We start from the raw sequence: 20,208 nt of genomic DNA, 5'->3' as shown, positions 1-20,208 counted from the left end.
CCTCAAGCGGTGAAGTCGATGAGGTGGGCCGGTTCGTCCAAGCCCGCAGCTTCGTCGACGACCTCCTCGAACGCGCCGGCGTGACGGCGCTCCTGCGGGTCGTATTCCGCGTCCTGGCGATGGTGCGCGTTGGGGTCGATCTTGTTGCCCAGCGCCTCGGACGTGCCGGCGACCCGCTCCTCGCGGACTTCGGTCTCGTTGACGAAGGCTGCCTGCGCGGCGGCCTGCGCCAGGCGCGGCGCTTCTTCGGCGCGCTGCGTGATGGGCGCCGTTTGCGTCGCCTGGAAGATCGCCCCTTGCAGGTCGGTGGGACGAATCGCCACGAGCGTGTGCCTCCGAGTCTTAGCCGGTGGCCCCGACGTCCCCGGTCGAAGCCTGCGCGGCGTTGCGTCGCGTGTACTTCTGCTTCACCGTCGGGTCGCCCTCACGGTAACCAAGGTCGGCGCGCAGTGCCCGTAACTTCGTGCGCAGGTGGATCACGGCCTGGGCGTGGATCTGCGAGACCCGCGACTCCGAGACGTTCAGGGCGCCCTTGATCTCCTTGAGGGTCAGCCCTTCGAAATAGTAGAGCGAGATGACGGTCCGCTCTTGCGGCGGCAGCTCGTCGACGGCCCGGATCAGCGCGGCCTTGATCTCGCGGGCCTCGACGGCGTTGGTGACCTCGGTGCCGTCGTCGCGGAGCGTGTCGAGCAGCGGGATCTCGTAGCCCCGCTCGTTGGGGAGGAACTCCTCGAGCGAGAGGACCGAGGTCCCGCGAATCTTTTGCATCAGGACGTCGAGCTCTTTGACCGAGAGCCCCATCCGGTCGGCGACTTCTTCCTCGGTCGCGGCCCGGCCGAGCTGGACTTCCAGCTCTTGATAGATGCGCTCGAGCTCGCGCGCCCGCTGGCGGACGGCACGGGGCACCCAATCCAGGGCACGCAAGGCGTCCAGAATGGCGCCGTTGATGCGGGTGATGGCGTAGGTTTCGAACTTGACGCCGCGCTCGTCGTCGTACTTCTCGATCGCGTCGATCAGGCCCAGGATGCCATCGTTGATCAGGTCGTTGATCTCGACGTTGGGGGGCAAGTTGATGGAGATACGCCCGGCGACATACTTCACCAGGTGTAAATACTTGTGGACGATCTCCTCACGACTGAGCTCGACTCCGCCGATCACGTAGCGCGAGCCATCACGGAGTGCTTTCACGGCATGCTCCCACGTCGGGCACCCACTCCCATCGTCTCCATCGGTTCACGCAGGTAGTGTCCGGCTCCCCCGTACAGGCCTCCCGCGAAAGTGTGAGCCGGGTTAAATGATGGTTGCCTTCCCGTCAAGCCGGAGCAAACGCAGTGCCCGTCAGCTCGCAGAGCGTGCGACCGACCGCGTCGAGCGGGACGACGCGGTCCACCAAGCCGGCGACCGCCGCCGCGCGCGGCATCCCGTAGACGACCGCGCTGGCCTCGTCCTGACCGACGACGAACCCGCCGCGCTCCTTGATGACGCGCAGCCCCTCGACGCCGTCGTGTCCCATCCCGGTCAGGATCACGCCCAGCGCGCCGGCCCCGTACGTCTCGCCGACGGAGGCCGCCATGACGTCCACGCTCGGCACGTGCAACGATTTGCTCGCGTCGTCGGAGAGCGTCACGACCACCGAGCCGAGCGAACGCGTCAACCGCAGCTGCTTGCCGGCCGGCGCGACGATCGCCGTGCCGGCGCCGAGCGCCATCCCGTTGGTGCCTTCGACGACGTGGATCTTGCTGGCCGAGTCGAGCCGCTCGGCGAGCGGCTTGGTGAAGCCGGGCGGCATGTGCTGCACGACGACGATCGGGATGGGGAAATCCGCCGGCAGCCGCGGCAAGATCTGCGAGAGCGCGACCGGGCCGCCGGTCGACGTGCCGATGGCGACGCACGCGAAGCCGCCCGCGCGGCCGCCCGGACGCGGGCGCGGCGGCACGACCGGCGGCGGGGGAACGACGCGCGCCGGCGCGGACTTGGGTTCGGGGCGCTGCTCGATCGTGCGATCGGGCGTCGGGCGCTGTCCTTGCATCGCGCGCAGATACGCGCCGCGCGAACCGAACAGGCGAACTTTCTCCACCAGCTCGCGCTGCACGTTGACGATGTCGATCAGCGCCGAATCGGGCTTGGGGATGAAGTCGACGGCGCCGATCTCGAGCGCGCGCAGGGTCGTCTCGGCGCCTTCGCGCGTGAGCGCGCTGACCATGATGATCGGCGGTCCGCGCCGCGCGATCACCGTGCGCGCCGCCTCGAGGCCGCCCATCCCGGGCATCTCGACGTCCATCGTGCACACGTCCGGCTTGAGGCGCTCGATCATCTCGATGCCCTCCTCGCCGCTGGCCGCGGTCCCCACGACCTGGATGTCGGATTCCTTCTCCAACATCTTCTGGATCGCGCGGCGCATGAACGCCGAGTCGTCGGTGATGACGACCGTGATGATGCGCTGGCTCATGCCGGCACCGCGGCGCGCAGGCGATAGACGATCGCTTCCGGGCCGATGATCGGCTCGTACAGATCGGTCAGGTGGAAGAGCGACTCGGCGTGACCCAAGAACAAATAGCCTCCGGGGCGCAGGGCTTTGGCGAAGGACTCGACGACCCGTTTCTGCGTCGCCTTGTCGAAATAGATGAGCACGTTCCGGCAGAAGATCGCGTCGAAGGGCCCTTCGGCCGCGACCGCCGCGCCCTCCATCAGGTTCAGCCGTCCGAACGAGACGATCCGTTTGATTCGCTCGTCGATCACGAACCCATCGTCCTGGGGGTGGAACCAGCGCTGGATCACGGACGGCTCGGTGGCGCGGAACGAGAGGGTGCGGTAAAAGCCGCGCGCGGCCATGTCGAGCACGCGCGGCGAGATGTCGGTGGCCCGGATCTGGAGGTTGGAATCCGCGATCTTGCCCGTCCCCAGCAGCGTCATCGCCAGCGAGTAGGGCTCCTCACCGGAGGAGCTGGCGGACGACCACAGCCGCACCCGCGGCGAGCGGGTCAGGAACTCGTCGAGGATCGAGCCGGCCAGGGCCTTGAGCTGCGCGGCCTCGCGAAAGAAGTACGTCTCGTTGTTCGAGAGCGCCGACGCGAGGTCTCTCCACTCGTCCTCGCGTTTGAGGTCGAAGCGCAGGAAGTCGACGTATTGGCCGTAGGTTTGGAAGCCGCGCTTGGCCAGCCGCGTCTGCAGCCGGCTGAGCAGCAAGAACCGCTTTTGGTCGTCGTACCACAGCCCGAAACGCTCGCGAATCAAATCGCGAATCGCCACGAACTCCTGGTCCGAGATGTCCTGCACGCGGGCGTCGTCCTACCTGAAACGCAGCATAGAAAGGCGTCGGGTCTAGACCTGCAGCGCCCGCAGGCCGAACTTCGCGGCCTGTGCGTACAGATACATCCATTCCATCGGCCCGAAAGCGCTGCGTTCGCGCTGGAGCAGGTCGGCGAAGCGTGGATTTGACGCGAGCTGCTCGAACAGCACATCGAACCGAGCCGGCTTGCGCTCGAGCATCGTCATCAGCCGGTGGCGGTGGCGAAGGCGGCGGTAGAAGGCACGCCGGACGGATCGCTCGTACCAGCGCGCCGGATCGGCCGGCCGGCCCGCCCGCGCCCCGGCGGCCGCCTCGGCGGCCAGCCGCCCGGTCTGAGCCGCCTCGTAGATTCCCTCGCCGGTCGTGGCGTCGACCAGGCCGGCCGCGGTCCCGCCGACCATGACGCCCTCGGCGCCGATCGCCGGCCGCGGCGCGCCTCCGTACAGGAGGTTGCCTTCCTCGCGCAACGTGTAGGGGACGCCCGCGAAGAGCCGCTGCTCGACGGTCATCAGGAACGCGTCGAGCTCGGCCCGCAGGGCGGTCCCGGGCAGCTTGGCCTGGATGCCCAGGCCGATCGAGAGGTGATCGCGCTTGGGGAACATCCAGGCGATCACGTTGTGCCCGGAGCGCGGCGAGACGTAGTAGTGCATCTCGAGCGTCTGGTAGGTCTCGGGGACCGCCGGCCGTACGGGATAGACGCGGTACTGCAGGCAGGTGATCAAGCCGGCCGCCCAGCCCGGATAGCCGAAGCGGGCGTCGACGGCGTCGAGCCGCGCGCTCGAGCCCTGGGCCAGGAACACGCTGCGGGCGCGGATCGTCCGGCGTTCGCCGGCGGCCGTGTCGGCGTATTCGACCACCGTCCCCTCGCGTTCGCGGCGCAGGCCGCGAAACAGCGCCCGGGTACGGATCTCCGCGCCCTCCGCGCGTGCCAGCTCGCCGATCGTGCCGTCGAGCTCCTCGCGGGTCGTCGTGTGCGCCGGACCGACCCCGAACGCGTAGGTGCGCCGGGCCGTCGTGAGCGTGATCGTCCCCGGGTCGAGGTGCACGATCGAGCGCGGCAGGTCGAACTCCTCGCAAAATCCGGGCCGCAGGCCGGCCGCGCAGACCCGCTTCGCGCCGACGACCGGGTCCCGTTCGAGCACGACCGTGGCCACGCCGCGCCGGGCCGCTTCCCGTGCCGCGGTCCCACCCGCGGGCCCGCATCCGACGACGAGAAACTCGGTCGACTCCATCTGCTCGGCCTCGTTCGCGCCCGGGCGCCGGATGCCCGTCCGCACTCTATTCGGAGGACACCTACCCGGCAACGCTAAACGCAGGTCTGTTCGAAGCGCCTGACCGCGGTCGGGCCCTTTCTTTGTGTCGTAAAAGGACAGATCGTTGACTCTGACAACACAGGTCGGGATCGACGCGGGTCTCATCGCCGGCGTCCTGGCCATCCTCTACGGGGCCTTCCTGATCAGCTGGGTACTCCGGCAGCCCGCCGGAAACCAGACCATGCAAGCGATCGCAGTTGCGATCCAAGAAGGCGCGATGGCCTTCCTGCGCCGCCAATACACGACCGTCGGCATCGTCGCGATCGTGCTGGCGCTCGTCATCGGCTTCGCGCCGCCGCTCGGCTGGCAAGCCGCCATCGGCTTCCTCATCGGTGCGATCCTCTCGGGCGCGGCCGGTTTCATCGGCATGCTCGTCTCGGTGCGCGCCAACGTGCGCACGGCCGAGGCGGCTCGCGGCGGCCTGCGCCCCGCGCTCAACCTCGCCTTCAAGGGTGGCGCCGTCACCGGCTTGCTCGTGGTCGGACTGGGCCTGCTCGCGGTCAGCGGTTACTACGCGATCGTGCTGAACATCAACGGCGGCGATGAAGCGAAGTCACTGGCTTCGCTGATCGGGCTCGCCTTCGGGTGTTCGCTGATCTCGGTGTTCGCCCGTCTGGGCGGCGGCATCTTCACCAAGGCCGCCGACGTCGGCGCCGACCTGGTCGGGAAAGTCGAAGCCGGCATTCCCGAAGACGATCCGCGCAACCCGGCCGTCATCGCCGACAACGTCGGCGACAACGTCGGGGACTGCGCCGGTATGGCGGCCGACCTGTTCGAGACGTACGTCGTCACGACGACGGCGGCCATGCTGCTCGGCCACCTCGTGCTCGGCACGGTACCAGGCGCGACGACGTTCCCGCTCATCATCGGCGCGCTCTCGATCGTCGCCTCGGTGATCGGCACGTTCTTCGTCGGCGTCGGCAACGTCACCAAGAGCTCGATCATGAACTCGCTCTATCTCGGCATGGTCGTGGCCGGCGTGCTCAGCGCGATCGGCTTCTTCTTCGCCGCGCAGAGCGAGTTCGGCGCCGGCGTCACCATCGGCACGCAAACGATCACCTACGTCGGTATCTTCGTGTGCGCGATCATCGGTCTGGCCGTGACCGGCTTGATCACCTACATCACCGAGATCTACACCGGCACGACGTTCCCGCCGGTCAAGCGGATCGCCGCCGCGTCGGTCACCGGTCACGCGACCAACGTCATCGCCGGCCTGGCGGTCTCGATGCAGGGCACGGCGCTGCCGGCGCTCACCCTGGTCGTGGCGATCCTGGTCGCCTACGGCGTCGCCGGCTTGTACGGCGTCGGCATCGCGGTCATGGCGATGCTCTCGATGGCCGGTATCGTCGTCGCGATCGACTCGTTCGGTCCGATCACCGACAACGCCGGCGGCATCGCCGAGATGGCCGAAATGCCCGAAGACGTGCGCAACGTGACCGATCCGCTCGACGCGGTCGGCAACACGACGAAGGCCGTCACCAAGGGCTACGCGATCGGCTCCGCCGTGCTGGCGGCGGTCGTGCTGTTCGCCTCGTTCCTGCAAGAGCTCAGCTCGGCGTGCAAGGCCAACAGCGCGCTGACCTGCGCGAGCAACCCGATCACCTTCGGGCTGCAGGATCCGCTGGTGCTCGCGGGCCTGCTGATCGGCGGTCTGATCGTCGAGCTGTTCGCGTCGCTCTCGATGGACTCGGTCGGCCGCGCGGCCGGTGGCGTCGTCGAAGAGGTGCGCCGCCAATTCCGCGAGATGCCCGGCATCATGGACGGCACGCAGAAGCCGAACTACGCGACCACGGTCGACATCGTCACCCGGGCCGCGCTGCGCGAGATGATCGTGCCGGCGCTGATCCCGGTCGGCGTGCCGATCCTGATCGTCATCGCCTCGTACTTCCTGCCCGACAACGGCGGCGCCAAGATCATGGGCGGCGTGCTGGTCGGCGCGATCGTCGTCGGCTTCTTCAAGGCCATCGAGATGACGGTCGGCGGCGGCGCGTGGGACAACGCCAAGAAGTACATCGAGGACGGGCACTACGGCGGCAAAGGCTCGCCGGCGCACGCGGCCGCCGTCACCGGCGACACGATCGGCGACCCGTATAAGGACACCGCCGGGCCGGCCATCAACCCGATGATCAAGGTCCTCAACATCGTCGCGCTCTTACTGGTGGGCTTCCTGGTCCACTAGTGGCTTCGGCCTTCGGCCGAAGCCGTCGCGTTCGGCCGGAGGCCGATCCGCCGGAGAAACCGCGGGCGAAACCGCGAGACGCCTCGGCCCCTATATCGGGGGACGGGGCGTCTTCTTTTTTTCGGCCGGGCGATTGACTCTTGATGTATCTCGATATATCTTTAATCACGTGAGCGAGGAAGCACGGCTCGGCGAGCTCGCCGAGCGCCTACGGGCCTACCGGACGCTGGTGCGCGACCTGATCGCGACCTTGGGAAGCGGCCGCGGTGCCTGCTGCGAGCGGCGCCTGCGCCGGGCCGCGCTGGCCGCCCGAGCGGCCCTGGTCGACCGCGAGGACGCGGCCTGGGGCCGCTGCTGGCGCGCGGTGCGGGCGGTGGTCCTACACGCCGCCGCCGGCGCGGAGAACGCGGCGCTCATGCGGCTGGAACGGTTCCTGAGCGAGAACGCGGACTTAGCGCCGGCCTAGCGTGGGGAGCGGAAACCCGCCTCGCGCAGCCACCCCGCGTCGTCGACGCCCCAATTGCCTTCGGCGTCGCGCCGTTCGTCCAACGCGCGCTGAATCGCGCGCAGTTGGTCCGCCAACCGTTGATCGACGCTTACGAAGGTGGCCTCAGCGGCATCGCCGTCGCGTTCCGTAGGGGTCATCGTCGACCGTATTCCCCAAAACGCAGAGCCGCTCACTTGCTCTCAGCCGGCGATCGAGCCCGCCAGGGTCGCGTCGAGCAGCGCGCAGACCGCATCCGCGCTCATCGGCCGGTAGAAATGGAACCCCTGCGCGAACTCGCACTCCAGCGCGACCAGCTCTTCCGCTTGGCGCGCCGTCTCGACGCCTTCGGCGACGACGTCGATTCCGTACGACTTCGCCAACTGGATCAGCATCCGCACGATCGGCGCGCTGCCCAAGCCGCCCTCGGTGCTCTCGACGAACGAACGGTCGATCTTCATCGCGTCGAACGGCAGCTGGTGCAGGTAGCGCAGCGAGGAGTAACCGGTGCCGAAGTCGTCGATGCACAGGTGCACGCCGGTCGCGCGCAAGCGCGCCATCGAGCCGAGCGAGAGCGTGTTCGAGCGGATGACGGCCGTCTCGGTGATCTCGAGCACCAGGTCGTCCGAGGAGAGGCCGAAGCGGCGCAGGTTGCGCGCGACGAACGCGTCCAGGTCCGGCTCGAGGACTTCCTGCACCGAGAGGTTGACGTGCATGCGCAAGTCGAGCAGCGGTGCGCGCCGGCGCCATTCGGCCAGCCGGCGGCAGGCGTCGACGAAGACGTAACGCCCGATCGGGACGACCAGGCCGACGTCTTCCGCCAGCGGGATGAACTCGCCGGGCATGACCTCCCCGGTCGCCGGGTTGTGCCAGCGCACCAGCGCTTCGAAGCCCATCAGGCGCGTGTCGGAAAGCCGCACGATCGGCTGGTACTCGACGGTGAACTGCTCGGCTTCGATCGCCGCGCGCAGGTCGCTGGTGAGCGCGAGACGGCGGGTCGCCTCGTAGTGCATGTGGTGGTCGAAGAACGCGTGGCGGCCGCGGCCCAGCGACTTCGCGTAGTACATCGCGGTATCGGCGTTGCGCAGCACGCCCTCGATGCGCTCGTCGCTCGCTTCGATGATCGCGATGCCGATCGAGGCCGTGTTGTAGACGGCGCGGCCTTCGATCAGCATCGGGGCGACCAGCGCGTCCTGGATCGTCTCGACCGCGTCCTCGACCTGTCCCAGGTCGTGGCGATGCGCGAGCAAGAGCGCGAACTCGTCGCCGCCGATGCGCGCGATGAAGTCGTCGGCCGCGACCGTGGCGCGCATGCGGTCGGCGACGGCCATCAGAAGCGCGTCGCCGGCGATGTGTCCGAGCGAGTCGTTGATCGACTTGAACTCGTCGAGGTCGACGAACAGCACGGCGTAGACGCGGTCGGGCCGGGCGCGCGCGTGCTCGAGCGTCGCCGCCAAGCGCTCTTGGAAGAAGGTGCGGTTGGGCAGACCGGTCAGCGGGTCGTGCGTCGCCTCGTGCCGCAGCCGCGCTTGGTTCGCCTCGAGCAGCCGCCGCCGCTCGACCTCGGCGCGGTGCGCCTGCGCGTTGGCCAGCGCCAGGCCCATCAGGTTGACGAACAGCTGCAGGCCGCGCAGCGTATCGCGGCTGGGCACCTTGCCGTCGGCCGGCCCGTCCGGGCTCAGGTATCCGATCATCTCGCCGTCGGAGTCGCGCAGCACCAGGCAGATCGCGTCGCGCTCGTGCCAGGCGTCGGCGGCGCTGCGCGGCGAGTCGCGGTCGGTCTCACCGGCGTAGACGGCGCGGTCCCAGTGGAACTCGCGCTCGGCCGGGATGTAGAACGCGTTCTCGAACACCTCGAAGTGCGGGGCCAGCGCCGAGAGGATGTCGGCTTTGGAGACCCGTTCGTTCTTGCGCTCGCGCTTGACGCCGTCGGGGTAGCCGAGCATGACGCGGCGGGTCATCTCGCCGGTCTGCGTGCCGTCGGCGATGACGATGGTGACGTAACGAAAGCCGAACAAGTCGGTCACCCCGCGGGCGATCGACTCCAAGGCAAGATCCAGCTCGCGCAGGCGTAGGATGTCCCGCGTGATCTCGAGGACGCGTTCGAAGCGCCGCTCCACCGACATTTTGTTCATGGTATCGGCGTGAGACGGCGCGGTCCCTCGCTGACTCTGCCAACCTGGTGGCATTCCGGGCGCGTAACCTGCCGACATGGACGTGTGGTTCGAATGCCCCGACTGCGGCGCCGATCACGACCAGCCGGCCGAAGCCGGGCTGGGGCTGCGGGTGCGCTGCTTGGATTGCCAGATCGAGATCGACCTCGCCCGAGAGCTGGAGCTGATGCCGGCCCCGCGGGTCGCCGCCTGATCGAAACGCCGTCGGCTCGGCCCGGCCCGCTGCCGCCCTCGCGGGGTGGCTGGCTCAACCCTGGATGATCGACGCGCTGAACGTGTCGAGGGTCTCCAGCTGCTCACGCGTGCACGTCGCCGGCGATTTATCCGTTCGCCAGCGCACCGGGCGCGTTCCGTGCCGAATCCGGCCGCCCGTCACCAGGTCGAACTCGACCTCGAGGACGAGCTCGGGCTTGAGCTTGACGTACGACTTGTCGCGATCCTCGCCACGGTCCCAGCGGCTCGGCGCGGTGTCGGGCGCGCCGCCGGTGAAGCCCGGCTCGCCTACGTGCGGGCGCAGCCGCGCCACCAGCGCTTCGCGTTCGGCGTTCGAAAACGCGCTGCAAAACCCGACGTAGTCGAGCAGACCGTCGTCGTCGTACAGCCCGAGCAACAGCGACCCGACGCGCGTCGTCGATCCCTTCGCATAGCGGTACCCGCCGATGACGCAGTCGGCGGTGCGCATCTTCTTCACCTTGACCGCGGCGTCACGCCGGCCGCTGGCGTACGGAACGCCGAGTCGTTTGGCGACCACGCCGTCGATCGCGCCGCCGGCACCCGAGAGCCATCCGTCCGCGACCGCGCGCGAACGGGTCGCCGGACTCAAGCGCAGCCGCGGCGCGCGGAACTGCTCGGCCAGCGCTTCGAGCGCCGGGCGCCGGCGCTCGATCGGCTGGTCGTTCCAGTCCGTGCCGTCCAGACGCAACAGGTCGAAGGCGAGATAGATCGCCGGCGTCGCCTCCGCCAGCATCGCGACGCGGCTCGCGGCGGGGTGGATGCGCTGCTGTAGCGCGTCGAACGACAACCCGCCGCCGGCCCACACGACCAGCTCGCCGTCGAGCGAGAAACGATCGGCGTCGAGCGCGCGCAGCGCGTCGACGATCTCGGGAAAGTAGCGCGCCAGCGGCTGCCCCGCCTTCGAGGTCAGCGCGACCTCGCGTCCGTCGCGGTGCGCGACGCAACGAAAGCCGTCCCACTTCGGCTCGTAGAGCCAACCGTCTCCGTCCGGCAGGCGCTCCACGGCGCGCATCTCCATCGGCGGGTAGTCGACGGCGATCATCGCGCGCTCGCTTTGCGTTTCGCGCGCGGCTTCGCGCCGGGGTCGAGAAAGCGGCCGAGATCGACGCGACCCTCGGCTGCTCCGACCGGCGCCCACAGGTCGCCGACGCTCGCCAGCCGCGCGCGGATCGTCGCCAGCGTGAAGTCGGCGATCTCGATGCCGGCCGCGACCTCGTCCCAGCCGACCGGCGTCGAGATCGAGGCGACCGGCGTGGGCCGCACCGAGTAGACCGACGCCAACGTCTTGCCCCACGCGTTCTGGTTGTAGTCGACCAGCACGCGACCGGCGGGACGGCGCGCGATGCGGTACTCGGCCGTCACGACGTCCGGGTGCATCCGCTCCAACGTCTGCGCGAAGGCCTTGGCGAACGTCCAGACTTCCTTTTGCACGGGGCCGCGCACGATCGGCACGTAGACGTGCATACCCGAGGAGCCCGAGGTCTTCGCGTAGCACGGGATGCCGAGCTCGCCGAGCGCCGCGTGCACGTGCAGCGCGACCTCGCGCACCGTCGCGAAGGGCGTGCCTTCGACCGGATCGAGGTCGAAGTGCAGGTAGTCCGGGCGGTCGATGTCGTCGCAGCGCGCGTACCACTCGTTGAGGTCGATGCAGCCCAAGTTCACCAGCCACAACAGCCCGGCGACGTCCTCGACGACGGGGAACGCGATCACGCTGCCCGAGCCGTGCTCGATCGCGCAGGTGCGCAGCCACGGCGGGGCACCCGGCGGCGTACGCTTCATGTAGAAGTAGTCGCCGCCGGCGCCGTCGGGGTAGCGCTTCATCACCTCGGCCCGGTCGTTCAAGTACGGCACCAAGAACGGCGCGACGTCGGCATAGTACTGCAAGAGATCGCCCTTGGTGATCCCCAGCTCCGGCCAGAAGGGCTTGCGCAGGTTGCTCAGCGCGACCTCACGCCCCTCGAAGCGCAGCAGGGCACCGTCGCGATCCCGCGGGATCGCGATGCGGCCGGGATCGAAGCGGGGCGCACTCACACGGGAAGCTTACCGCACAACGGGTCTACCGCCGCGGACACTTCGGGACGCGCGCGATATCGGACAGCGGCAGCGGCACGGTGCGGCCCGCCGAGCTTTGGGTGGCGCTCAGGAGACAGCCGTTCGGCTGAATCCCGACGGTGAAGAACGGCGGCAGGCGGCCGCCGCCGGGCGCCGACACCGTCACGACGTTGCCGCTCACGGTCACGTTCAGCCCGCCCTCGTTCGGCACGGTGGTCGGGGAGCCGCGGAACACGAACATCGCCTGCGTCGGCGCCATGAGCGTCAGGTTGACGGTCATGTGCGTGGCGGCAAGCGCCGGCGGACACGATGCGAGCGCAGCGGCGAGTGCGGCGAGCGGCGTTCCGATTCGCTTCATGTAGTAGCGTTCTATTGAGCGCTCGCTTCACCCGCCGCCGGAGGTTCGAAGCGGCCCGCGAAGGCTCCGCCGGTGCGCCTGAAGGTCATCACCTGCAATCTGAACGGCATCCGTGCCGCCGCCCGCAAGGGCTTCTTCCGCTGGATGGCCGCCCAGGATCCCGACGTGGTCTGCCTCCAGGAGACCAAGGCGCAGGAGCACCAGCTGCCGCCCGAAGCGATGGACCTGACCGCGTACAACTCGGCGTTCGTGGACGCCGAGAAGAAAGGCTACAGCGGCGTCGCGCTCTACGCCAAGCGCAAACCGGAACGCATCGTGCGCGGCTTGGGCATGCCCGACATGGACGCCGAGGGCCGTTTCGTGCGGATGGACTTCGCCGAGTTCTCGATCGCCTCGCTCTACGTCCCGTCGGGGACGACCGGACCCGCGCGCCAAGCGGTGAAAGAGTACTTCCTCGACCGCTTCATCGCCAACCTCGCGCAGATGAAGAACGAGGGCCGTCCGTTCCTGATCTGCGGCGACTACAACATTGCGCACCAAGACATCGACGTGTTCAATCCCGCGCGCTGCGCGAACACGACCGGCTTTCTCCCGCAAGAGCGCGCCTGGATGGACGACGTGATCGATCGCGTCGGTTGGGTCGACGCGTTCCGCGTCGTCAACAAAGAGAAGCGTCAGTTCACCTGGTGGTCGGGCTGGAAAGGCGCCTGGGAGAACAATCTGGGCTGGCGCATCGACTACCAGCTGGTCACCCCCGACGTCGCCGCCGGCGTGCGCGCGGCCGGGATCTACCGCGACGAGCGGTTCTCCGACCACGCGCCGGTGACGATCGAATACGAGTTGGGCTAGCTCTTCTTGCGCTTGCGCGCGCCGGCGCGCGAGGGGACTTTCTTGCCGGCCCGGCGCGCTTCGGAGAGCCCGATCGCGATCGCCTGTTTGCGGCTGCGCACCTTGCCGCCCTTCCCGCCGCGGCCGCTGCGCGCGGAGCCTTTCTTGTACTCGTCCATCTCTTTACGCACGTACTCGCCCGACGCCGGACTGTACTTGCGGCGACTGGTGCTCTTCTTGCGCGCCGAGGTCTTCTTGCGGCCGGTCGTCTTCTTGCGGGTCGTCGTTTTCTTGCGGGTCGTCGTCTTCTTGCGCGACGCCGTCGTCTTGCGCGACGCCGTCTTCTTTCGAGCGGAGGTCTTCTTGCGGGTGGTCTTCTTGCGGGTTGCCATCGGCACATGCCCTCCTTTGCTCGCAGGCTTACCCACAGCCGAGGCTCGCCAGGCGCCTCGGAGACGAAGCAATCCCAGCGTACGTTGAGCGTGGTGCGGTACCGGAAAGGAAGAGATCGGAGAACACCATGATCGCACGCTTCCGCCGCCCCGTCGCCCTCGCCGCCGCGCTGCTGGCGTCGCTCGCCCTGCCGCTGGCCGTGTCGGCCCAGCCGGGCGCGGCCACGCACTACCTCTTACGGACGCGCGAGACGATCGAGAACCACGCCGGTGAGTTCGACGGCGTCCTCTCGATGACGGTCTTCCCGAACGGCATCATCCAGGGGACCTACCGACTCGCCGACGAGGGCAACATCCAGGCCGTCAGCGGTTCCGTGCAAGGCGACAAGCTCTGGCTCGACATCGGCGGCGCCGCGCGCACCGAGGAGATCACCGGCACGTTCCGCGACGGCGTCATCAAGGCGACGGTCCTGCGCCCGGGCATCGACATCACCTACTTCACGTCCGCCGGACCCTCGACGCACATCTGAGCCGCTCCGACGAATGACGAAAAGCCCGGACACCGTCACGGTTCCGGGCTTCTTCACATGGTGCCGAGAGCCAGAATCGAACTGGCGACACCGGGTTTTTCAGACCCGTGCTCTACCAACTGAGCTATCTCGGCCTGGGGCGACCGACCACGATTCAACCGCCCCAGTTGCATCCCCTCCGTTCGCGCGTCAGCGCGGCGGGCAGACCGGAACCCCGGTGAGTTGCTTCGGTTGGATCGCGGTCGCCAAGGTGAGTGAGCGCTGCACCCCTTTCGCGAAGCACAGCGTCGTGGGCGAGCGGAAGAACGCCACCGGACGCTGACCGAAGGTCAGCTGCGCCTGGACGGGGAGAGGGATCGTGATCGCGACCGCGCCGTTGGTGGCGGCGGCCGCGGCGACGGGAAGCTCCGCCGCGAGGACCATGAGAAGCACCACGCTCTTCTTCATACCGGCACGTTCGATCGAACGCTTGCCTTGGCCTATTCGGGCGAGCTTGGCAGCCGTTTCCGGCCGGCGGACTGGATTCTGGCAATTTCCTGAGGTACACTCGGGATAAGGCAGGTCGCCGAGCGACCGGAGGTGGCGATGATTCACGGGTTTCAAAGCGCGTCGGTGCGGCGGGAGCCTGACGAGGCACGCCTGCAGGACGTCTGCAAGCTCGTCGTCGCGATCGCCGTCATCGTCATCCCCTGGTACGACGGCGACGCCGCCAGCCTGAGCAGCACCGTCAACGCCTGGATCGTCGGCGCGCTGATCCTCTCCAGCACGCTGTGGGCGATGTCGCGCCCGAGCAGCGTGCGCGCCGAGCTGTTCGGCGCGGCCCTGGGACTGTGGCTGCTGTGTGCGCCGCTGTGGGCCAACGGTATTCCGACGCACCACCCCGTCTCGGTCGCGCTCGGCGCGCTGGTGCTGTTGCTCTCGCTCTGGAGCGCGGCGATCGTGCGCCGCGCGACGCTCTAGCCGGCGCGCCCCGCCGCGAGCAGCACGGTACAGGCGGCGGCCGGCATCGGCTCGCTGAACAGAAAGCCCTGCACGAAATCGCAGTCGAGCGCGCGTAACCGCTCGACCTGTTCGGGCAGCTCGACGCCCTCGGCGACGGTCTGCACGCCCAGCGCACGCGCCAGCGTCGTCACCGCGCGGATGACCGCGCCGTCGAACGCGCCCGCGGTGACGTCGACGACGAACGAGCGGTCGATCTTGAGCTGATCGATCGGAAAGCGCTTGAGGAACGCGAGCGAGGTGTAGCCGGTGCCGAAGTCGTCGATCGCGACGCGAACGCCCAGCTCGCGCAGCCGGCGCAGCAAACGCGCCGCCGCACCGACGTCGCGCATGATCGACGACTCGGTGATCTCGATCTCCAGGTACTGCGCGGCGACTTGATAGCGTTCGAGCAGAATGCGCACCAGACCGGGAAACGCGTTGCTCTCGAGCTGCCGCGCGGAGACGTTGACGCTCACCCGGATCCCGGGAATGCCCGCATCGGCCCACGTTCGCACCTGCGCAATCGACTGCTCGAGCACCCAGGCTCCGAGCTCCTCGATCAAACCGCACTCTTCGGCGACCGGGATGAACCGGTCGGGCTGGATCATCCCGTGCAGCGGGTGGCGCCAGCGCACCAGCGCCTCGACGCCTTGGATGACGTGCGTGCCGATGTCGTAGATCGGCTGATAGTAGACGTCGAACTCGCCGCGTTCGATCGCGCCTTGCAAGTCGCGCCGCATGGCAACCCGCTCGAGCGATGCCGAGCCGCCGCTGGAACGGTACCAGCGCACCGTGTTGCGGCCGAGCCGCTTGGCCTCGAAGACCGCGGCCTCGGCGGTGCCGATCAAACCGGCGACGTCGGTGGCGTCGTCGGGCGCCAGCGCGACGCCGATGCTGGCCGTCAGATAGACCGGCTTGTCGGCGACGATGAACGGCGCGGCGAACGCGCCGGCCGCCGCCTGCGTGGCGGAACGCGCGATGCCGGGCTCGTCCTCGAGCCGCAGCACGACGAACTCGTCTCCGCCGAAGCGAGCGACGTGCGCGGCGGGCAGCGCCTCGCGCAAGCGGGTCGCGATCTCGCGCAGGACGCGATCGCCGGTCCGGTGGCCGGCCAGCTCGTTGACGACGTGGAAGCGGTCGACGTCGAGGAACAGCACCGCGACCGAGACGCCTTCGCGATCCGCTTCCGCCAAGACGCGCTGCGCGAGGCGCTCGAAGGTCGAACGCTGCGGCAACCCGGTGACGGGGTCGCGTTCCTCGAGCGCGACCCGGCCGCCGCGCTCGTGGACGATCGCGACGTAGTGGCGGTCGTGCGGCGGCGCCGCCAGCGGTTCGACCGCGATCGCGCCCGAGGCGAAGGTCAAGCGCGTCGAACGGCAGCCGGCGACGGCCGCCGAAAGCTCCTCGGCTTCTTCGCCGTCGCGCACGAACGGCAGCTCGGTGATGGGGCGTCCGATCAAGTCGTGGCGGGTCGCGTAGACGACCGTCGACTCGCCGCCCTCGATGCCGACGACGACGACGTCCTCGCGCGTGCGCCGCAGCGTCTCGTCGAGCAACGCGTTCTGCGCGCGCGCGTTGCGCAACTGCGCCGACAAGGTGCCGTCGCGCACCGCGCGCACCAACGCTTGGCCCAGCCGCAGCAGCTCGGGTTGCGCCACGATGTCCGCCGCGCCGAGCGCGAACGCGTCGTGCATCGCGTCGGGTTCGAGGTCGCCCACCAGGACGACCGGAAGGTCTTCGCGCGCGACTTGCAGCCGCCGCAAGAGGTCGCGGTACGAGCCGTCGGCGACGTGCGGCGCGATGATCGCGACGTCGAGCTCGCGCTCCGCGACGATACGCAGCGCCTCGTGTAAACCGAGGGCGTGGTGAGCGCTCAAAGAGACGTCTTCGCGCGCTGCATCCGCCCAGCGAGCCGACTCCTCCGGCGCGGCAGCGACGATGACGGCACGCAGATGCTTGCGGGCAGTCGTTCTACCGTCCGGTTCCACGGGCGTGAGCCTTCGCCAAGCGAACAACCCTTCGCCTTGAAGGACTCCTAGCAGGTCAAGCGATCGTGATTTAGGTCCGCCGCCGGCGCCATGGCAAAGCGAGCCGTTCGCAGCCATCGACCAGCACCGAGAGCCCAAAACCGAGCAGTGAAACCGCGACCAGCGCCGCGTAGAGACGGTCGACCAGCAGCAGCTGTCCGGCGTTGAAGATCGCGAAGCCGAGGCCCGTCTGCGTGAGCTGAAACTCGGCCGCCACCGTCAGCACGATCGCGATGCCCACGCTCAGCTTGAGGCCGGCGTAGATGTTCGGCAGCGCGCCGGGCAACAAGATGCGCAAGAACACCGTCCGGCGACGCGTGCGGTAGGCGCGAGCGACGTCCAGGTAGATGGTCTCGATCTGCCGCACGCCGGCTTCGGTGTTGATCGCCATCAGAAAGAAGACGCCGATGGCCACCGCCGCCCAGCGCGCGCCTTCGCCGGCACCGAAGACGAAGTAGAGCAGCGGCAGAATCGCGATCTTCGGCACCGGGTAGAGCAGCGCGATGACCGGCCCGAAGTACGCGCGCGCCCACCGGTTCGTCCCCATCCACAAACCGATCAGCGTCCCTGGCACGCCGCCCAGGACCAGGCCGATCAGCACGCGCGAGAGCGTCCAGGCCGCGTTGGTCCACAGCTCGCCGCCGGCCGCATAGGCCACGAAGCTGGCGAAGATCGCGCTGGGCGGCGGAAACAGGCCCGGATTGAGCACGCGCGTCGAGACCAGCAGCTGCCAGAGCGCGACCAGCGAGAGCGGCGCCGCGATCCGCAGCGCGCGTTCGAGCGCGTTCACCGCAACAGCTCCCAGATGCGCACGACCAGCTCGCCGAAGCCCGGCGCGGCGCGCAGCGCCACCGCGTCGCGCGGTCGAGGAAAGTCGATCGGCAGCACGGCCTTGACGCGGCCCGGACGCGTGCTGAGCACGACGACGCGGTCGGCCAGCGTCACCGCTTCTTCAATGCCGTGGGTCACGAAGACGACGGTTCTCGGCGCGCGCTCCCACAGGCGCATCAGCTGATCGGCCATCCCGACCCGCGTCTGCTCGTCGAGCGCACCGAACGGTTCGTCCATGAACAGCACCGGCGCCTGGACGGCGAACGCGCGCGCCACCGCCGCGCGCTGCTTCATCCCGCCGGAGAGCTGATATGGCCACGCGCGCTCGTAGTCCGCCAGGCCGACGAGTTCCAAGACTTCGCGCACGCGCGCCTGCACCTGCGCGCGGGGCACCGGCAGCGCGTCGAACGCGAACGCGACGTTCTCGCCCACCCGCATCCACGGGAAGAGCGATTGCTCTTGGAAGACGGTCGCGCTGGGCAGCTGGTCGGCGCGCGGCGGCGGGCCGGCGACGCGGACGTGTCCCTCGCTGGCCGCGTCCAGGCCGGCCAGGATGCGCAGCAAAGTGCTCTTGCCGCAGCCGCTGGGTCCGACGATGGCGACGAACTCGTGCTCCGCGATGCTGAGGTTGACGTCGTCCAACGCGAGGGTGCCGTTGGGATACCGTTTCGTGAGGTGCTCGATCGCGATGGATGCCACGGCAGTTCGGCGTTCGGAAAAGCGAACGCCGCCCCTTGGAGCGGCGCCCGCTTTGCTGATCGACGCGTTCGCCGCGTGCGTCTTCGGGTCGCTGTGGAGCAAAAGAAGGACTCTTTCTGAACGACAGCTAAGCGCGGCGCCTCCTCGTCTTTCAAGGCTGAATAGGGGTGTATTTGCCATGAACAAGACCGCTCATCACGTGGACTCGCGGAAGAGCTTCCTCATCGGACTAGGCACCGTGGCCTTAGCGGGGTGCGGCGCCGGTGGTGCGCAGTTTGTCCCATCCAATCGTCTGCCCGCTAGCCGCCTTCACACTTCCGGCGCTGACATTGTTTGCGCGCCCGGCGATTGCGGCACCGGCGGTGGCGTAGGTGGCAGCCTCGCGGGGCTCACAATCGCGGAGATACAGGCGCTCACCGCCGCAGAAATCTATGGCTTGACGCCGGCGCAAATCGGAACGGTGACGCCGACACAGCTTGCTGCGTTCACCTCGTCACAGGTTACCTCTTTCCACGGAGCGCAGGCTTCGGCGTGGCTCGCCGCCATCGTGCGAGCGGTGTCCGGCGCCACGCCACCTCCGTTTCTCGTGAAGCCCCCGACGTACGTTCCCGCACAGCCCGGCAGCGGATTTTGGAGTTGGTGGGGCGGAACGGTGGGCACCGTTGTCGGTACCGCCATCGGAGGAGCCTTAACCGCCAATCCGATCGGAGTAGTCGTCGCTGCTACAATCGGCGAAGGGTGGGGGCAGCAAATATTCGGCGGAGCGGTGGGTGCAACTTTCAGTTTTTGGAACTCGGACGCGAATGACGGTACTGGCGCCTGGAATAGCGTTGACGTTACGGTAAGTACAGGAAGCGAACTGAACAGCGACGGCTATTACCTATCCGGCGACTTTGACGCAGTTAGCGATACCGTCACCATAACCGTCATCGCACAGTAGTTCGGAATGCCGAATCTTCAGCCTATATGGTCGGCCATGACGCGTCCGCCACGTACGCTTCGTGGTCGGCTAGTCGTCGCTGCCGTCGCGGGGATCGCGGGAGGACTATTAGGCTGGTTCAATGGACGGTGGTCGGGAGCCTCAAGTATGGGAATCGGAATGGCGATTGGTTTTTTCCTCTTTTACCGCGAGAGGGGGGGATCGCGGCGTGACTGATACGCCGCAGCACACGCAGGAGACTGAACAGCGACGGCTATTGCCTGTCCGGCGACTTTGACGCAGTTAGCGATACCGTCAGCATAACCGTCGTCGCACAGTAGCTCGGAATGCCGGATCTTCAGCCTATATCCAAACCCCAGTCCGTATGGTCTGCCGTCTGGGTGGCCATGACGCAGCCGCCACGCACGCGTCGTGTTCGGGTAGTCGTCGCTGTTGTCGCGGGCTCGTCGCCGCTGCTATGGCGGGAGTCGTGGGGGAGCTTACAGGCTGGTTACGCGCTGGGAAGTGGCCGGACTTATTGGGCATCGCGACCTTAATGGCAGTCGGCATGTTCGTCTCTAACCGCGAAGCAAAGCCGCGTTAGCCCCAAGGGGCCAATTATGGTGAGCTTGGCCGCAGCCGGGACCTTCTGGCGGCGCATCTCGCACGACGGGCAAAGAAAAAGCCCCGTGGTTCACGGGGCTTTTTCCAGAATCGACGTTGATGGGGCTCGAACCCACGACCTCCGCCGTGACAGGGCGGCGCTCTAACCAACTGAGCTACAACGCCATCGAGTGGTCATGGTGGGCACGGTTGGGATTGAACCAACGACCCCCCGCGTGTGAAGCGGATGCTCTCCCACTGAGCTACGCGCCCACGGCGCTCGACGGACGAACCGGGTTATTGTAGCGGGGTGGG

At 68.2% G+C, this 20,208-nt stretch carries 22 protein-coding genes and 3 tRNA genes; 7 read left to right on the top strand and 18 right to left on the bottom strand.

Features of this window, described 5'->3' with window-relative positions:
* Positions 1–2: 2 nt before the first annotated feature.
* From VMD91_00535 to VMD91_00515, 5 genes are all read right to left on the bottom strand, one after another.
* On the bottom strand, positions 3–323 hold the full coding sequence (locus VMD91_00535; GenBank protein ID HTW82532.1) for a hypothetical protein: 321 nt from the start codon (positions 321–323) through the stop codon (positions 3–5).
* Positions 324–342: 19 nt separating this feature from the next.
* A complete protein-coding gene (locus tag VMD91_00530; GenBank protein ID HTW82531.1) occupies positions 343–1,188 on the bottom strand; it encodes a FliA/WhiG family RNA polymerase sigma factor in 846 nt (281 codons plus the stop codon).
* Positions 1,189–1,312: 124 nt separating this feature from the next.
* Positions 1,313–2,449, bottom strand: coding sequence for a chemotaxis response regulator protein-glutamate methylesterase (locus VMD91_00525; protein ID HTW82530.1), 1,137 nt, complete (start codon positions 2,447–2,449; stop codon positions 1,313–1,315).
* The gene (locus VMD91_00520; GenBank protein ID HTW82529.1) at positions 2,446–3,276 is read right to left on the bottom strand and encodes a CheR family methyltransferase; all 831 of its coding nucleotides are present in this window, start codon (positions 3,274–3,276) and stop codon (positions 2,446–2,448) included. The genes VMD91_00525 and VMD91_00520 overlap by 4 nt, the downstream gene beginning before the upstream one ends.
* Positions 3,277–3,321: 45 nt before the next feature.
* Complete coding sequence (locus tag VMD91_00515) at positions 3,322–4,566, bottom strand: NAD(P)/FAD-dependent oxidoreductase (protein ID HTW82528.1); 1,245 nt, start codon at positions 4,564–4,566, stop codon at positions 3,322–3,324.
* A 100-nt stretch (positions 4,567–4,666) separates the two neighbouring features.
* On the opposite strand from VMD91_00515, the gene VMD91_00510 reads away from it, so the two are divergent.
* The gene (locus VMD91_00510) at positions 4,667–6,781 is read left to right on the top strand and encodes a sodium-translocating pyrophosphatase (GenBank protein ID HTW82527.1); all 2,115 of its coding nucleotides are present in this window, start codon (positions 4,667–4,669) and stop codon (positions 6,779–6,781) included.
* A 169-nt stretch (positions 6,782–6,950) separates the two neighbouring features.
* Positions 6,951–7,247, top strand: a complete 297-nt coding sequence (locus VMD91_00505) for a hypothetical protein (protein ID HTW82526.1) — start codon at positions 6,951–6,953, stop codon at positions 7,245–7,247.
* Here VMD91_00505 and VMD91_00500 read toward each other — a convergent pair.
* Positions 7,244–7,426, bottom strand: coding sequence for a hypothetical protein (locus VMD91_00500; GenBank protein ID HTW82525.1), 183 nt, complete (start codon positions 7,424–7,426; stop codon positions 7,244–7,246). The genes VMD91_00505 and VMD91_00500 overlap by 4 nt on opposite strands.
* Positions 7,427–7,468: 42 nt before the next feature.
* Positions 7,469–9,385, bottom strand: a complete 1,917-nt coding sequence (locus VMD91_00495; GenBank protein HTW82524.1) for an EAL domain-containing protein — start codon at positions 9,383–9,385, stop codon at positions 7,469–7,471.
* A gap of 91 nt (positions 9,386–9,476) precedes the next feature.
* On the opposite strand from VMD91_00495, the gene VMD91_00490 reads away from it, so the two are divergent.
* On the top strand, positions 9,477–9,632 hold the full coding sequence (locus VMD91_00490) for a hypothetical protein (protein HTW82523.1): 156 nt from the start codon (positions 9,477–9,479) through the stop codon (positions 9,630–9,632).
* 54 nt (positions 9,633–9,686) lie between these two features.
* On the opposite strand, the gene VMD91_00485 is transcribed toward VMD91_00490, so the two are convergent.
* Genes VMD91_00485 through VMD91_00475 form a run of 3 tightly spaced genes read right to left on the bottom strand, consistent with a single transcriptional unit; the run spans position 9,687 to position 12,083 of the window.
* Entirely contained in the window at positions 9,687–10,715 is a 1,029-nt protein-coding gene (locus tag VMD91_00485) for an ATP-dependent DNA ligase (protein HTW82522.1), read from the bottom strand.
* A complete protein-coding gene (gene ligD, locus VMD91_00480; GenBank protein HTW82521.1) occupies positions 10,712–11,704 on the bottom strand; it encodes a non-homologous end-joining DNA ligase in 993 nt (330 codons plus the stop codon). The genes VMD91_00485 and ligD overlap by 4 nt, the downstream gene beginning before the upstream one ends.
* A gap of 25 nt (positions 11,705–11,729) precedes the next feature.
* Positions 11,730–12,083 carry a hypothetical protein gene (locus VMD91_00475; GenBank protein ID HTW82520.1) on the bottom strand — a complete coding sequence of 118 codons (354 nt, stop codon included), beginning with the start codon at positions 12,081–12,083 and terminating at the stop codon, positions 11,730–11,732.
* A gap of 72 nt (positions 12,084–12,155) precedes the next feature.
* Here VMD91_00475 and VMD91_00470 point away from each other — a divergent pair, with 72 nt between their 5' ends.
* Complete coding sequence (locus VMD91_00470; protein HTW82519.1) at positions 12,156–12,932, top strand: exodeoxyribonuclease III; 777 nt, start codon at positions 12,156–12,158, stop codon at positions 12,930–12,932.
* Here VMD91_00470 and VMD91_00465 read toward each other — a convergent pair.
* On the bottom strand, positions 12,929–13,303 hold the full coding sequence (locus VMD91_00465; protein ID HTW82518.1) for a DUF6496 domain-containing protein: 375 nt from the start codon (positions 13,301–13,303) through the stop codon (positions 12,929–12,931). The genes VMD91_00470 and VMD91_00465 overlap by 4 nt on opposite strands.
* A 128-nt stretch (positions 13,304–13,431) precedes the next feature.
* Between VMD91_00465 and VMD91_00460 the strand changes: the two genes are divergently transcribed.
* Positions 13,432–13,833 carry a hypothetical protein gene (locus VMD91_00460; GenBank protein ID HTW82517.1) on the top strand — a complete coding sequence of 134 codons (402 nt, stop codon included), beginning with the start codon at positions 13,432–13,434 and terminating at the stop codon, positions 13,831–13,833.
* Between the two features lie 58 nt (positions 13,834–13,891).
* Here the strand turns inward: VMD91_00460 and VMD91_00455 are convergent.
* A tRNA-Phe gene (locus tag VMD91_00455) sits at positions 13,892–13,967 on the bottom strand.
* Positions 13,968–14,022: 55 nt separating this feature from the next.
* Complete coding sequence (locus VMD91_00450; protein ID HTW82516.1) at positions 14,023–14,265, bottom strand: hypothetical protein; 243 nt, start codon at positions 14,263–14,265, stop codon at positions 14,023–14,025.
* A 180-nt stretch (positions 14,266–14,445) separates the two neighbouring features.
* Between VMD91_00450 and VMD91_00445 the strand changes: the two genes are divergently transcribed.
* Positions 14,446–14,793 (top strand): hypothetical protein, encoded by a 348-nt coding sequence (locus tag VMD91_00445; protein ID HTW82515.1) that lies wholly within the window; start codon positions 14,446–14,448, stop codon positions 14,791–14,793.
* Here the strand turns inward: VMD91_00445 and VMD91_00440 are convergent.
* From VMD91_00440 to VMD91_00430, 3 genes are all read right to left on the bottom strand, one after another.
* Positions 14,790–16,691 (bottom strand): EAL domain-containing protein, encoded by a 1,902-nt coding sequence (locus VMD91_00440; protein HTW82514.1) that lies wholly within the window; start codon positions 16,689–16,691, stop codon positions 14,790–14,792. The genes VMD91_00445 and VMD91_00440 overlap by 4 nt on opposite strands.
* 181 nt (positions 16,692–16,872) lie before the next feature.
* Positions 16,873–17,631 carry an ABC transporter permease gene (locus VMD91_00435; protein HTW82513.1) on the bottom strand — a complete coding sequence of 253 codons (759 nt, stop codon included), beginning with the start codon at positions 17,629–17,631 and terminating at the stop codon, positions 16,873–16,875.
* Positions 17,628–18,371, bottom strand: a complete 744-nt coding sequence (locus VMD91_00430) for an ABC transporter ATP-binding protein (protein HTW82512.1) — start codon at positions 18,369–18,371, stop codon at positions 17,628–17,630. Before VMD91_00430 ends, VMD91_00435 begins: the two co-directional genes overlap by 4 nt.
* A gap of 52 nt (positions 18,372–18,423) precedes the next feature.
* Here VMD91_00430 and VMD91_00425 point away from each other — a divergent pair, with 52 nt between their 5' ends.
* Positions 18,424–19,311 carry a hypothetical protein gene (locus tag VMD91_00425; protein ID HTW82511.1) on the top strand — a complete coding sequence of 296 codons (888 nt, stop codon included), beginning with the start codon at positions 18,424–18,426 and terminating at the stop codon, positions 19,309–19,311.
* 694 nt (positions 19,312–20,005) lie between these two features.
* Here the strand turns inward: VMD91_00425 and VMD91_00420 are convergent.
* Both VMD91_00420 and VMD91_00415 read right to left on the bottom strand, forming a co-directional pair.
* Positions 20,006–20,079, bottom strand: a tRNA-Asp gene (locus VMD91_00420).
* Positions 20,080–20,091: 12 nt separating this feature from the next.
* Positions 20,092–20,166: transfer RNA gene (locus VMD91_00415), tRNA-Val, on the bottom strand.
* Positions 20,167–20,208 lie beyond the last annotated feature (42 nt).

This window comes from Candidatus Sulfotelmatobacter sp., from assembly GCA_035504415.1.
Taxonomy (GTDB): Bacteria; Vulcanimicrobiota; Vulcanimicrobiia; order Vulcanimicrobiales; family Vulcanimicrobiaceae; genus Vulcanimicrobium.
Note: the sequence above shows the minus strand (reverse complement) of the source record. Positions and strands in the feature narration are given on the sequence as shown.